Origin of the sequence: Streptomyces sp. NPDC017056, assembly GCF_044332485.1 — a bacterium.
Lineage (GTDB): Bacteria > Actinomycetota > Actinomycetes > Streptomycetales > Streptomycetaceae > Streptomyces.
In genome coordinates, this window is record NZ_JBIRPD010000019.1 from 138,523 (window position 1) to 151,530 (window position 13,008).

Sequence of the window (13,008 nt, forward strand, 5' to 3'; positions counted from 1 at the left end):
CACGGCAGGCGGGAATTTGACGACAGGGCCTAGGGCCGGGGGTGCGGGCTCGGTCCGCCGGTGGTCAGCCGAACTGCTTTTCGATCTGGGCCAGTTTTTCCTCCAGCGAGTCCAGCCGGGGGAGCGCCTGGGTGTCGTCCTCGGCGGTCAGGTCCACCGTGCGCTGGTACGGGGCCGCGGTCTCAGCGCCGGGGGCGTGCACGGCTTTCAGCGCCGGACGGGTGTTGGCGGGGTGCAGGGGGTCGGACCCCGCGGAGAACGATCCGGGCGGCAGGGTTTCCGGGTCGGCGGCTATGGCGGGTTCCGCGCCGGCCTGCTGGGCGGCGGCGGGGGCGCCGTGTGCCGTCGGCGTGCCCGTCGTCAGCGGCAGCTGCCGTCCGCCGCGCCCGCGGGTCCAGTGCCGGTGCTGGCGGTTGATCGCCTTGATGCGGGCCCGGTCGAGTTTGTCCTGCTCGCGCCTGCGGTGACGGTTCTGCTCCTTCTGCCGCCGGTCGTCGCGTACTTCTTCGACTGCCTCGTCCAGCGTCCGTACGCCTTCCAGCAGCATCAGCGACCAGGCCCCGAAGGTCTCCCGGGGGGCCCGCAGCCACCGTACGACGCGGATCTGCGGCAACGGGCGCGGCACCAGGCCCTGTTCGCGCAGCGCGGCCCGGCGGGTCTGCTTGAGCGCCCGGTCGAAGAGGACCGCCGCCGACAGTGACATCCCCGCGAAGAACTGCGGGGCACCGTCGTGGCCGAAGCCCCTGGGCGCGTGCACCCAGTTGAACCAGGCGGCGGCGCCCGCGAACAGCCAGACGAGCAGCCGCGAGCCGAGCGCCGCGTCGCCGTGGCTGGCCTCGCGCACGGCGAGCACGGAGCAGAACATCGCCGCGCCGTCGAGCCCGAAGGGCACCAGGTACTCCCAGCCTCCGGTGAGGTTGAGGTTGGTCACGCCGAAGCCGACCAGGCCGTGGAAGGAGAGCGCGGCGGCGACCGCGGCGCAGCAGAACAGCAGCAGGTACGAGGCGGTGCCGTAGACGGCCTCCTTGCGGCGCCGGCGTTCCTCGGTGCGCTCCCAGGAGTCCTCGCCCGCCGCCGGTTCGGCCGCGTGCTTGCCGCGCCGGATCACGACCACGGCGGCGAGGATGCCGAAGAGCAGCAGGACCCCCGGAACCAGCCAATTCAGCGATATATCGGTCATTCTCATCCTGGGGCCCCTTGCCTCGGCGTACGCGGTTTCGCGCGACATCCTGGCGGAATCCGACCGCTCCGCCGGGGGTTATTGCCCAAGAGAACGCCAAGGGAGGCATGGGGGCCTACGGATAGGTGTGTTCGGTTCGAACTCCCCTCAGGAGAGGCGGGGTTGGGTTCGAATTCGGCTACCCGAAAGGGTGGTGTGGGGGTCAGGTGGTTGCGGTGAGGCGCTTGATGCGATCCGCGTCGCACGTCCGGGGGCACGTCACACAGGTGTCCTCGGGGCGCAGCGTGTAGAACATGCAGCAGCTCGCCCGGTCCCGCGTGGCGAGCGCCGCGCCGTCCGGGCCGGTCAGCTCGCGGAAGGCGGCGCCACCCGCGTACGGGGCCGTGCCGCCCGGCAGCAGCCGTGCCAGCTCGGCCGTCGCGCGCGTCTCCTCGCCCAGCAGGTGGCCCACGTACCACAGGCCCTCGACGATCTCGTCAGCCGCCATGCCCCACAGGGCGCGCGGGCCGCGCCGCAGCAGGGGCCTGAATCCGTCCAGCACCGGCCCGAGGTGCTCGGCGACCGCGCTGCGCACCTCGCCGCGCAGGGCCTCCTCGTCCGGTACGACCCGGGCGCCGGGCAGCTCCGCCGCCGGGTCGCCGGGCAGGCAGGCGAACGAGCGGACCCGTACCGCCATCCGGCCCAGCCCGCGGTGGTGGGCCACGTCCTGGACGGGCAGCCGCGGCACCCGGCGGTGCAGGAACCAGGGGACGGTGATCAGCAGGCAGGCGGGCCAGGCGTAGCGGTGCAGGGCGAAGGCGGCGACGACGTCGGCGCGGGCCCGCTGTCCGTAGTCCCGCAGTACCTGGGCGTCGTCCCAGGCCAGGAAGGCGTCGCGGGCCGCGGCTTCGGTGGCCAGGGCGGCCGCGGTCACCCAGCCGGCCTCGCGCGGGGGTGCCGTCTCCCACTCCGACACCCGCAGTCCGGGGTAGACCTCGGTGAGCCGGGCGTAGGCGCCGGCCACCGGCTCCACGCGCGGCCGGGCGGCGAGCAGGGGAGGCATGCGGGACACCACCGTATCGCGATCGTTAGCAGGTAAGCCTTACCTTACCCGATCATTGCCGGGTTTGAACTGCCACGGGGTGCGCCTATGGTGCTGGAAAACGTGAGGAGGAATGCGCATGGAGCAGGGCAGAGCGGAACCGGCGCCGCGGCTGCGGGCGCAGGTGCCCGCACAGGGCGGCTCGCAGCCCGTGCGGGGCGGGCACGCCGGCCACGACGGGCCGGGGGGGCGCTCCGGCGGGCACGCCGGGGCCGCCGCACCGCCCGACGGCGCGTACGAGCACCGGCCCGCCGTACCGGACCCTGCCACCGCGTTCGTGCCCGTGCCCCCTCGGGACATCGCCGTACCGCCCCGGCAGCCGCAGCGGCACTCCGTCCGGGGCCAGGTGCTGGCCGCGCTGCGCGAGGCCCTGATGTCCGGCGAACTGGTCCCCGGCGAGGTCTATTCGGCGCCCGCGCTCGCCGCGCGGTACGGCGTCTCCGCCACCCCGGTACGGGAGGCCATGCAGATCCTCGCCGGCGAGGGCGCGGTCGAGGTCGCGCCGAACCGCGGCTTCCGCGTCGCCGAGCGCACCCACCGTGACCTCGCCGAGCTGGCCGAGGTGCGCGCGATGCTGGAGGTGCCGGCGCTGCTCCGGCTGGCCAGGGCGCTGCCCGCCGAGCGGTGGGAGGAGCTGCGCCCGCTGGCCGCCGCGGGCGTCGCGGCCGCCGCCCACGGCGACCGGGCCGGTTACGCGGAGGCGGACCGCGCCTTCCACCACGCGCTGATGGCCCTGACCGGCAACCGGCGGCTCGTACAGGTCGCCGGCGACGTGCACCGCCGTACGCAGTGGCCGGTCACCGGCGGCAGCGCGGCCCGCACGGCCGAGCTGCTCGCCGCCGCGTCCGAGCACACGGCGCTGCTGGACGCCCTGATGGCGCGGGAGTACGCGATCGTGGAGCGGATCGCCCGCGACCACCTGTCCCCGGCCCGCCGCCCGCACTGAGCCGGCGGCGGACCGCGAGCGGAGGGGCACGCCGTGCCGCCTCAGGGGAGCAGCCGCTCCAGGGGGAGCGCCGCGACGTCGGCGGCGGGGCGGGAGAGGTACAGGTCCGCGTGGTAGAAGCCGTCCGACTCCTTGCCCGTGGTCTCCAGCCCCCGCGCCTGGAGGGCGCCGAAGGCCGCCCGGCGTTCGGCGAGGTCGGCGAACCTGCGCTGGCGGAAGGTGCGCGCGGGCAGCTGTTCCGTCACCAGGCCCTTTCCGGCGAGGAGTCGGGCGACCGGCTCGTAGGACACGGTCCGCAGCACGAACGCGGCGATCCAGGGTGCGGTGGGCATACAGGCGAGCAGCCGGCCGAAGGTCGTGGCGGAGATGTAGCCCACCCCGCCGGTCACGGTGACCAGGTCGGTGCCGGCCAGGGTGCGCCGCAGCCGTTCGGTCGGCTCGGCGGCCTCCAGGTTCTCGGCGAACCCGGCGTCGAGGAGCCCGACGGCCTCCGCGTAGCCGACCGCGTGCCGGGCCGCGTCGAGGCCGACCGTCCGCACGGCTTCCGGCCGCCGCAGTTCGTCGAAGAACGTGCGGTCCTCGGCCGCCAGCCGCTGGGTCGTCATACCGGTGGCGTCCGGTGCGTCGGTGTACCGTTCGTACAGGTCGGCGAGGCTCAGCTTGTGGTTGAGCAGGGCGGCGTTGACGCCGTAGGAACAGCACAGGTCGAGGACCCGGAGCGGCGGGGGGCCGGGGCGGCGCCGTTGCAGGGACTCGGTCAGTGTGCGGAAGACGAGCTGCCCGTGGTGCGGGATCTGGTAGTCGAGCGGGCGCAGCGTCCGGAAGTACGTGCGTGGATCGGGGCAGTCGTAGATGTCCTCGAAGTCCGCCTTTCCCCAGTCGGAACCGGCCGATGTGTGCGGTGCTCCTGCTGCCAAGGTGTGGCCTCCTGAAAGGCGCTGCCGTAGGTCGGGAGTCGACCGCACCAGGATCCAGCGCCAAGTAGGCGCCAAACAGTGCGACTTGAGGCCAAATTCGGGGTGCGTGGGGCGGGTAAGAGGCTGTGTCCCCGCGGCCCGCCGGCGGGTGCGGCGGGCCGCGTCCGGGCCGGCTACGAAGGCGCGGGCGACGCGGCCGCCTGGGTGAGGTGCCCGGCCAGCCAGGACGGTACGCCGCCCATGAGGCGCAGCAGGCGGGCGGCCTCGGCGCGCAGCCCGGGCGCCTCCTCGGCGGGCGCCGCGTCGGCGAGGGCGGCCAGCGCCGGGGCCGTGCCGATCAGGTACCCCAGCTCTTCCCTGATGCGCAGGGATTCGCCGAACCCGTGCCGGGCCTCGGCCAGTTCGCCGTCGCGCAGGGCGAGTCCGGCGAGGTGGCGCCAGGTGAAGGACAGGAGCAGGGCGTCACCGTGCGCGGTGGCGCCCGCGTGGGCGCGCCGGTAGGCGGCGCGGGCGGACTCCGGGCTGTCGGCGACGTGTTCGGCCATCAGCCCGCGCCGGAAGTCCAGCAGCGCGCGGCCGGGTGCCGCGGGGTCCAGCAGCGCGGCGGCCCTGCCGAGTGCGGAGCGGGCCTCGTCGGCGCGGTCGCGTACGCCCAGGACCGTGGCGGCGTACGCGAGGTGGCCGCGTTCGCAGGCCGCCGCGCCCCGTTCGTCGTTGTCGCCCGCCACGGCCTCGGCGGCGCGCAGCGCGTCCTCGGCCGCTGCCCAGCCGGTGGCGGTGAACATGCAGCGCTCCACCAGGAGCGCGGCGCGGTGGATCGCGTACGGGGGGTGGCCCGCCGCGTGTGGTTCCAGCAGGGCCGCCGCGTCGTCCCAGCAGCCGCGCGAGCGCAGCCGCCACACGGCCCGGTCCAGGGCGTCCGCCCCGGCCGCTGATCTGGGCGCCGGAACATCCGGCGCCGGTTCCGCGGGATCCGCGGAGTCTGCTGCCCTTGACATGGCGGTGTCCGCCACATTGCCCTCCCCGAGCGCGCCATTGAGCTGGAACTGGAAGCAGTGCGCGCATCTCAGCACGAATCACACGGCGCGGCCAAGGGGGAAGGTGAATGATTTCACAATCTCTCCGGCGGCCCGGACGGCCGGTGCCGTGGCCTGGCACGGGCGGCGTACGGCGTCCCCGGGGGAGGCGGAGCGGTCCGTACGCCGGTGGGCCGTGCCGCCGGGATACGCCCGAACGGGTGACGCCGGTACGGGAATTGCCGGGGGCGGCCGCTGCGGTGCTGACGCCCGGTCAGCACACGTACCACGGCGGCGCGTTGACCGCACGGGCGGCGGGCGGCGCGAACCGGCCATCCCATCGTGGCCGGATGCGCACCGGTCCGCGGCTCAGCTCATCCGCAGCGCCAGGAAGAAGTCGAGCTTGTCCTCCAGGCGGGACAGGTCGCGGCCGGTGAGCTGCTCGATGCGGCCGACGCGGTAGCGCAGGGTGTTGACGTGCAGGTGGAGGCGGGTGGCGCAGCGGGTCCAGGAGCCGTCGCAGTCGAGGAAGGCCTCCAGGGTGGGGATCAGCTCGGCGCGGTGGCGGCGGTCGTAGTCGCGCAGCGGGTCCAGGAGGCGGGCGGTGAAGGCGCGGCGCACGTCGTCCGGCACGAACGGCAGGAGCAGGACGTGCGAGGCGAGTTCCTCGTGGCCCGCGGCGCAGACCCGGCCGGAGCGGGCGGCGGCGACCCGGCGCGCGTGCCGCGCCTCCTCCAGGGCGCCGCGCAGGCCCTCGGCGGAGTGCACGGAGGCGCTGACGCCGATGGTCAGGCGGCCGTCGTCGGCCAGTCCCCGGGTCAGCGGTTCGCGGACGACGGACAGCAGGGTGTCGGCCTGGAGGCCGGTGGCGGGCGCGTCACGGGCGTCCCGCGCGCCGTCGTCGTCCGGTACGGCAGGCAGCGGGACCAGGGCCACCGCCTCGTCGCCGGTGTGCGCGACGGCGATCCGGTCGGAGGGGTCGGGTCCGAACGTGCCGGGGTCGACCAGGACCTCTTCCAGGAGCGTCTGGGCGACCGGCCCGCCGGGTACGTCCCCGCCCGACCACTCGACGCGGGCGACGACGACCTGCCAGTGCGGCGCCGTGCCCAGCCCCGGCAGCAGTACCGGCGCGGCCACCCGCAGGCGGGCCGCGATCTCGGCGGGCGCGGCGCCCGTCTGGACCAGTTCGAGGACTTCCTGTGCGAGGCGTCTGCGCACCGTGCGGGCCGCGTCGCGCCGGTCGCGTTCGACGGCGATGAGCTGGGTGACGCCGTGCAGCAGGTCCAGGCGCTCCGCGGCCCAGTCGCCCGCGTCCGCCTCGACGGCCAGCAGCCAGTCGGAGAGCACCGTCTCGCGCAGGTCCCGGCCGCTGCCGCGGATGGGGAACAGGGAGTACGTGGTGCCGCCGAGGGTGACCCGGCAGGGCCCGCGGCGGCCGGTGCGGGAGGCCGCCAGGTGCTCGCCGGCCAGCCGGGCCGCGGTGTCGGCGGGCAGTTCGGGGCCGGCGCCCGCCAGGGTGGAACCGGCGATCTGGCGGCCGGTGGGGGACAGCACCCAGGCGCGCAGGTCCAGGTCGGAGCCGAGCAGGTCGAGGACCACTTCGGGGCCGCCGCCGGCGGGGCCCGAGGTCATCAGACGGCGGTGCCGGTCGACCACGGCGGCCAGGTCGCCGGCCCGCTCGCCGGAGACCTGGCGCACGACGTATTCGGTGATGGAGGCGAAGGAGACGTCCTCGACGACGGAGAAGAGCGGGAGGCGATGACGGGAGCATGCCACAACGAGATCGTCGGGCACCGAGCCCAGCTCCGCCTCGCCCGCGGCCAGACCGGCCACCCCGGCCGAGGCCAGGATGCGCACGAAGCGCTCGGAGTCCTCCGGCTCGCGGCGCCAGGCCAGCCCGGTCAGCACCAGCTCGCCGCCGGACAGGTAGCGGCTGGGGTCGCGCAGGTCGGTGGTCATCACGCCGCGCACCGTGCGGTCCAGTTCCTCGTCGCCGCCCAGCAGGCGCAGGCCGAGCGTGCCGGTGTCCAAAAGTGCGCGGAGCCGCATGACCTCGCCCGCCGATCTTTGCTGTCTTGTGTTGCCGGTGGAATGCCGCGAGGTTTCTGGGCCCCGCCTTTCGTTCGAATCTACAAGACATGCGCCGTGGCCAGCCAACCGCTTCATGGTTTCGGTGACTGCACCCGGTGGGTACGGGGCGCGTTCACTGGGCCCCACCGCATGAACAAGACATGAACAGCCCCCTCGGGCCGAGGGCCGTCGGTCCCTGCCGCAGGCGGCGGACGACCTGATTTCGCAGCAGCCGGCGCCCCGGCGCTCCGGCGCACCGGAGATTCACAGAAGAGAGCCTCGAATGGACTTCCTTCGCCCCGCCAGCTGGGAGGAGGCGCTCGCCGCCAAGGCCGAGCACCCCACCGCTGTGCCGATCGCGGGCGGCACGGACGTGATGGTCGAGATCAACTTCGACCACCGTCGCCCCGCGCACCTGCTCGACCTCAACCGCATCGACGACCTGCGGGAGTGGGAGGTGGGCGAGGAGACCGTACGGCTGGGCGCGTCCGTGCCGTACACGCAGATCATGGAGAACCTGCGCGCCGAGCTGCCGGGCCTGGCGCTCGCCTCGCACACCGTCGCCTCCCCGCAGATCCGCAACCGCGGCGGCGTCGGCGGCAACCTGGGCACCGCCTCCCCGGCCGGCGACGCACACCCGGCGCTGCTCGCCTCCGGCGGCGAGGTCGAGGCGGAATCCGTACGCGGCCGCCGCATGATCCCGATCGACGACTTCTACCTGGGCGTCAAGCGCAACGCCCTGGAGCCGGACGAGCTGATCCGCGCGGTGCACCTGCCCAAGGCGGACGGGCCGCAGCAGTTCTCCAAGGTCGGCACCCGCAACGCCATGGTCATCGCGGTGTGCGCCTTCGGCCTCGCGCTGCACCCGCGGACCCGGACGGTACGCACCGGCATCGGCTCGGCCGCGCCCACGCCCGTACGGGCCAGGGCCGCCGAGGAATTCCTGACGGCGGCCCTGGAGGAGGGCGGCTTCTGGGAGTCGGGGCGGCCCGTTCCGCCATCCGTGGCCAAGCAGTTCGCCGAGCTGGCCGCCGGCGCCTGCAACCCGATCGACGACGTGCGCGGCAGCGCGAAGTACCGGCGCCACGCAGTAGGGATCATGGCGCGCCGCACCCTCGGCTGGACCTGGGAGTCCTACCGCGGCAACGAGAGGAGCGCCCAGTGCGCGTGAACTTCACCGTCAACGGCCGCGAACAGCAGGCCGACGACGTATGGGAAGGCGAGAGCCTGCTGTACGTACTGCGCGAGCGGATGGGCCTGCCCGGCTCGAAGAACGCCTGCGAGCAGGGCGAATGCGGCTCCTGCACGGTCCGCCTGGACGGCGTGCCGGTGTGCTCCTGCCTGGTCGCGGCCGGCCAGGCCGAGGGCCGCGAGGTCGTCACGGTCGAGGGCCTGGCGGACTACGCCGAGCAGCGCGCGCAGCACGGCGGCTGCGCCACCGGCGCATGCGGCGCCGGTACGAGCGTGGACGCCGCGCAGCGCTGGCAGGCCAAGCCGGCCGGCGCCGACGGGCAGACCGGCGAGCAGGTCAAACTGTCGCCGATCCAGCGGGCGTTCATCGACGCGGGCGCCGTCCAGTGCGGCTTCTGCACGCCCGGCCTGCTGGTCGCCGCCGACGAGCTGCTGGAGCGCAACGCCCAGCCGTCGGACGCGGACATCCGCGAGGCGCTGTCCGGCAACCTGTGCCGCTGCACGGGCTACGAGAAGATCCTCGACGCGGTACGGCTCGCCGCCGCCCGCGGCGACGCGCGGACCACCGGAACGGGGGCCTGACCATGACGGGAGTCACCCGCACACCCACCCACCTGACGCAGGGCGGCAAGGCCGACGCGGGCATCGGCGCCTCCACGCTCCGCCCGGACGGCACTCTCAAGGTGACCGGCGAGTTCGCGTACTCCTCGGACCTGTGGCACGAGGACATGCTGTGGGGCTTCACCCTGCGCTCCACCGTCGCGCACGCCGAGATCGTCTCCATCGACACCTCCGAGGCGCTCGCCCAGTCCGGCGTGTACGCGGTCCTCACCTACGACGACCTGCCCACGGACGTGAAGAACTACGGGCTGGAGATCCAGGACACGCCCGTACTGGCGCACGGCAAGGTCCGCCACCACGGCGAGCCGGTCGCGCTGGTCGCCGCCGACCACCCGGAGACCGCCCGCCGTGCCGCCGCCAAGATCAGGATCGAGTACGCCGAGCTGCCGGTGGTCACCGACGAGGAGTCCGCGACCCGCGAGGGCGCCCCCCTGGTCCATGAGCACCGCACCGACCACCATGCCGGGCACGTACCGCATCCGAACATCGTGCACCGCCAGCCCATCGTGCGCGGCGACGCCGAGGCGGCCGCCCGCCGCGCCGATGTGATCGTCACCGGCGAGTACGTCTTCGGCATGCAGGACCAGGCGTTCCTGGGCCCGGAGTCCGGGCTCGCGGTGCCCGGCGAGGACGGCGGCGTCGACCTGTACGTGGCCACCCAGTGGCTGCACTCCGACCTGCGCCAGATCGCGCCGGTCCTCGGCCTGCCCGAGGACAAGGTCCGCATGACGCTCTCCGGCGTCGGCGGCGCCTTCGGCGGCCGCGAGGACCTGTCGATGCAGATCCACGCCTGCCTGCTGGCGCTGCGCACCGGCAAGCCCGTCAAGATCGTCTACAACCGGTTCGAGTCGTTCTTCGGCCACGTCCACCGGCACCCCGCCAGGCTCTGGTACGAGCACGGCGCCACCAAGGACGGCAAGCTCACCCACCTGAAGTGCCGCATCGTGCTGGACGGCGGCGCCTTCGCGTCCGCCTCCCCGGCCGTCGTCGGCAACGCCTCCTCCCTGTCCGTCGGCCCGTACGTGGTCGAGGACGTGGACATCGAGGCCATCGCCCTCTACACGAACAATCCGCCCTGCGGCGCGATGCGCGGCTTCGGCGCCGTCCAGGCGTGCTTCGCGTACGAGGCACAGATGGACAAGCTCGCCGCGAAACTGGGCCTGGACCCGGTCGAGTTCCGGCAGCTCAACGCCATGGAGCAGGGCACCCTGCTGCCGACCGGGCAGGTGGTCGACTCCCCGGCGCCGGTCGCCGAACTGCTGCGCCGCGTCAAGGCGATGCCGCTGCCGCCGGAGAACCAGTGGGAGACCACCGAGGGCGCCGACGTCCGCGCGCTGCCCGGCGGACTGTCCAACACCACGCACGGCGAGGACGTCGTACGGGGCGTCGGCTACGCCGTCGGCATCAAGAACGTCGGCTTCTCCGAGGGCTTCGACGACTACTCCACCGCCCGCGTCCGCATGGAGGTCGTCGGCGGCGAGGCGGTCGCGACCGTGCACACCGCGATGGCGGAGGTCGGCCAGGGCGGCGTCACCGTCCACGCGCAGATCGCCCGTACGGAACTGGGCGTCGAGCAGGTCACCATCCACCCCGCCGACACCCGGGTCGGCTCGGCGGGCTCCACCTCCGCCTCCCGGCAGACCTACGTCACCGGCGGCGCGGTGAAGAACACCTGCGAGCACGTGCGCGAACAGGTTCTGGAGCTGGGCCGCCGCAAGTTCGGCACCTACCACCCGGCGTGGGCCACCGCCGAACTCCTGCTGGAGGGCGGCAAGGTCGTCACCGACGGCGGCGAGGTGCTCGCCGACCTGGCGGACGTCCTGGAGGACGAGGCGGTCGACCTGGAGCTGGAGTGGCGGCACCGCCCCACCGAGCCGTTCGACCTGCGCACCGGCCAGGGCAACGGCCACGTCCAGTACTCCTTCGCCGCGCACCGCGCGGTCGTCGAGGTGGACACCGGGCTCGGCCTGGTCAAGGTCGTCGAACTGGCGTGTGCTCAGGACGTCGGCAAGGCGCTCAACCCGCTCTCCGTCGTCGGCCAGATCCAGGGCGGCACGACGCAGGGCCTCGGCGTCGCGGTGATGGAGGAGATCATCGTCGACCCGAAGACCGCGAAGGTGCGCAATCCCTCCTTCACGGACTACCTGATCCCCACCATCCTCGACACGCCGACCATCCCGGTCGACGTGCTCGAACTCGCCGACGAGCACGCCCCGTACGGGCTGCGCGGCATCGGCGAGGCCCCCACCCTGTCGTCCACCCCGGCTGTCCTCGCGGCGATCCGGAACGCGACCGGGCTGGAACTGAACAAGACTCCGGTCCGCCCGGAGCACCTGACCGGCACATAGCCGCGCCGGCGGAGCGGCCGTACGCGGTGCACCCACCGCCGTACCGCCGCCCCGCCGCCGCTACCTGGGCCGTCCCCCGGGTCGTGCAGCCGACGTTCCATCCCAAATCTCGCGGCGCGGTGCGCGCGTGACGCGAGGGCCCCTATGAACCTTGGGAGTAAGGCACCATGACCCAGCAGTCCCTGGAGCCGAAGACCACGGCGGAAGACGCGGGCCCCGGCACGCGCCAGCCCGCCGGCCGGTCCTGGCTCGACCGGTACTTCCACATATCCGACAGAGGGTCGACGGTCGCGCGCGAGGTGCGCGGCGGCATCACCACCTTCATGGCGATGTGTTACATCCTCCTGCTCAACCCCCTCATCCTGGCCACGCCGGACGTGGAGAAGCACACTCTGGCGAGCGCCGGGGTGGTGACGGCCACGGCGTTCGGCGCGGCGGTCTGCACCCTGCTGATGGGCTTCGTCGGCAAGGTGCCGCTGGCCCTGGCCGCCGGGCTGAACGTCTCGGCGGCGCTGACCTCGCAGGTCGTGCCGTACATGACGTGGCCGCAGGCCATGGGGATGTGCGTGCTGTACGGCGTGGTCATCATGCTCCTGGTGGTCACCGGGCTGCGCGAGATGATCATGAACGCCATTCCGCTGGCCCTCAAGCACGCCATCACCATGGGCATCGGCATGTTCGTCGCCCTGCTCGGCCTGGTGAAGGCCGGCTTCGTCGGCAAAGGCACCGGCGGCCCCGTACAGCTCGGCCCGACCGGCGAGCTCGCCGGCTGGCCGGTCCTCTTCTTCGCCGTCACCCTGCTGCTGATCTTCATGCTCCAGGCCCGCAACGTCCCCGGCGCCATCCTCATCGGCATCGTCGTCGGCACCATCCTGTCCGTGCTCGCCACCACCCTCGGCGGCCTGACCGACAAGGACTGGGGCGGCACCTCGCCCGAGCTGCACGGCAGCGCCGTCGCCAGGCCCGACTTCGGGCTCTTCGGACACGTGGAGTTCGGCGGCTGGGACCGGATCGGCGCGATCACCGTCGGCATGATCGTCTTCACCCTGGTGCTCGCCGGGTTCTTCGACGCCATGGCCACCATCATCGGCGTCGGTACGGAAGCCAAGCTCGCCGACGACAAGGGCCGGATGCCGGGCCTGTCCAAGGCGCTGTTCGTCGACGGCGCGGGCGGCGCGATCGGCGGTGTCGCGGGCGCCTCGGGACAGACCGTGTTCATCGAGTCGGCCAGCGGCGTCGGCGAGGGCGCCCGTACCGGCCTGTCCTCGGTCGTCACCGGCTTGTTCTTCGCCGCCTGCCTCTTCTTCACCCCGCTCACCCAGCTCGTGCCCGCCCAGGTCGCGGCGGCCGCCCTCGTCGTCATCGGCTCGATGATGATGAGTGCCGCCAAGCACGTGGACTGGGGCGACCGATCGGTGTCCATCCCGGTGTTCCTCACCGTGGCGCTGATGCCGTTCACGTACAACATCACCGCGGGGGTCGGTGCGGGTGTCATCGCCTACACCGCCATCAAGACCGCGCAGGGCAAGTGGCGGGAGGTCGGCGCCTTCATGTGGGTACTCGCTCTGATCTTCCTCGGCTACTTCGCGCTGCACCCCATCGAGAACTGGTTGGGCGTCAAGTAACACCCGCCCCTCC

General features: G+C 73.3%; 10 protein-coding genes. 5 read left to right on the forward strand and 5 right to left on the reverse strand.

Annotated features, from left to right (window positions below; all coding sequences use genetic code 11):
* Positions 1-64: 64 nt before the first annotated feature.
* A complete protein-coding gene (locus ACH4OW_RS30135; RefSeq protein ID WP_398030926.1) occupies positions 65-1,186 on the reverse strand; it encodes a DUF2637 domain-containing protein in 1,122 nt (373 codons plus the stop codon).
* Positions 1,187-1,382: 196 nt separating this feature from the next.
* On the reverse strand, positions 1,383-2,222 hold the full coding sequence (locus ACH4OW_RS30140) for a (2Fe-2S)-binding protein (protein ID WP_398030927.1): 840 nt from the start codon (positions 2,220-2,222) through the stop codon (positions 1,383-1,385).
* Between the two features lie 118 nt (positions 2,223-2,340).
* On the opposite strand from ACH4OW_RS30140, the gene ACH4OW_RS30145 reads away from it, so the two are divergent.
* Positions 2,341-3,207, forward strand: coding sequence for a GntR family transcriptional regulator (locus ACH4OW_RS30145; RefSeq protein WP_398030928.1), 867 nt, complete (start codon positions 2,341-2,343; stop codon positions 3,205-3,207).
* A gap of 41 nt (positions 3,208-3,248) precedes the next feature.
* Here ACH4OW_RS30145 and ACH4OW_RS30150 read toward each other — a convergent pair whose 3' ends face one another.
* The 3 genes from ACH4OW_RS30150 to ACH4OW_RS30160 all read right to left on the reverse strand — a co-directional run bounded on the left by ACH4OW_RS30150 (position 3,249) and on the right by ACH4OW_RS30160 (position 7,189).
* Complete coding sequence (locus ACH4OW_RS30150; protein WP_398030930.1) at positions 3,249-4,124, reverse strand: hypothetical protein; 876 nt, start codon at positions 4,122-4,124, stop codon at positions 3,249-3,251.
* 173 nt (positions 4,125-4,297) lie between these two features.
* On the reverse strand, positions 4,298-5,122 hold the full coding sequence (locus ACH4OW_RS30155; RefSeq protein WP_360139825.1) for a hypothetical protein: 825 nt from the start codon (positions 5,120-5,122) through the stop codon (positions 4,298-4,300).
* Positions 5,123-5,509: 387 nt separating this feature from the next.
* A complete protein-coding gene (locus tag ACH4OW_RS30160; protein WP_360139822.1) occupies positions 5,510-7,189 on the reverse strand; it encodes a PucR family transcriptional regulator ligand-binding domain-containing protein in 1,680 nt (559 codons plus the stop codon).
* 304 nt (positions 7,190-7,493) lie between these two features.
* Here ACH4OW_RS30160 and ACH4OW_RS30165 point away from each other — a divergent pair, with 304 nt between their 5' ends.
* The 4 genes from ACH4OW_RS30165 (at position 7,494) to ACH4OW_RS30180 (ending at position 12,995) form a co-directional block, all read left to right on the forward strand.
* Positions 7,494-8,381 carry an FAD binding domain-containing protein gene (locus ACH4OW_RS30165; RefSeq protein ID WP_398030932.1) on the forward strand — a complete coding sequence of 296 codons (888 nt, stop codon included), beginning with the start codon at positions 7,494-7,496 and terminating at the stop codon, positions 8,379-8,381.
* Complete coding sequence (locus ACH4OW_RS30170) at positions 8,372-8,983, forward strand: (2Fe-2S)-binding protein (RefSeq protein ID WP_360139816.1); 612 nt, start codon at positions 8,372-8,374, stop codon at positions 8,981-8,983. The genes ACH4OW_RS30165 and ACH4OW_RS30170 overlap by 10 nt, the downstream gene beginning before the upstream one ends.
* A 2-nt stretch (positions 8,984-8,985) precedes the next feature.
* Positions 8,986-11,370: a xanthine dehydrogenase family protein molybdopterin-binding subunit gene (locus ACH4OW_RS30175; protein ID WP_398030934.1), complete on the forward strand. Its 2,385-nt coding sequence runs from the start codon at positions 8,986-8,988 to the stop codon at positions 11,368-11,370.
* 167 nt (positions 11,371-11,537) lie between these two features.
* Positions 11,538-12,995, forward strand: coding sequence for an NCS2 family permease (locus ACH4OW_RS30180; protein ID WP_398030936.1), 1,458 nt, complete (start codon positions 11,538-11,540; stop codon positions 12,993-12,995).
* The last annotated feature ends 13 nt before the right edge of the window (positions 12,996-13,008 follow it).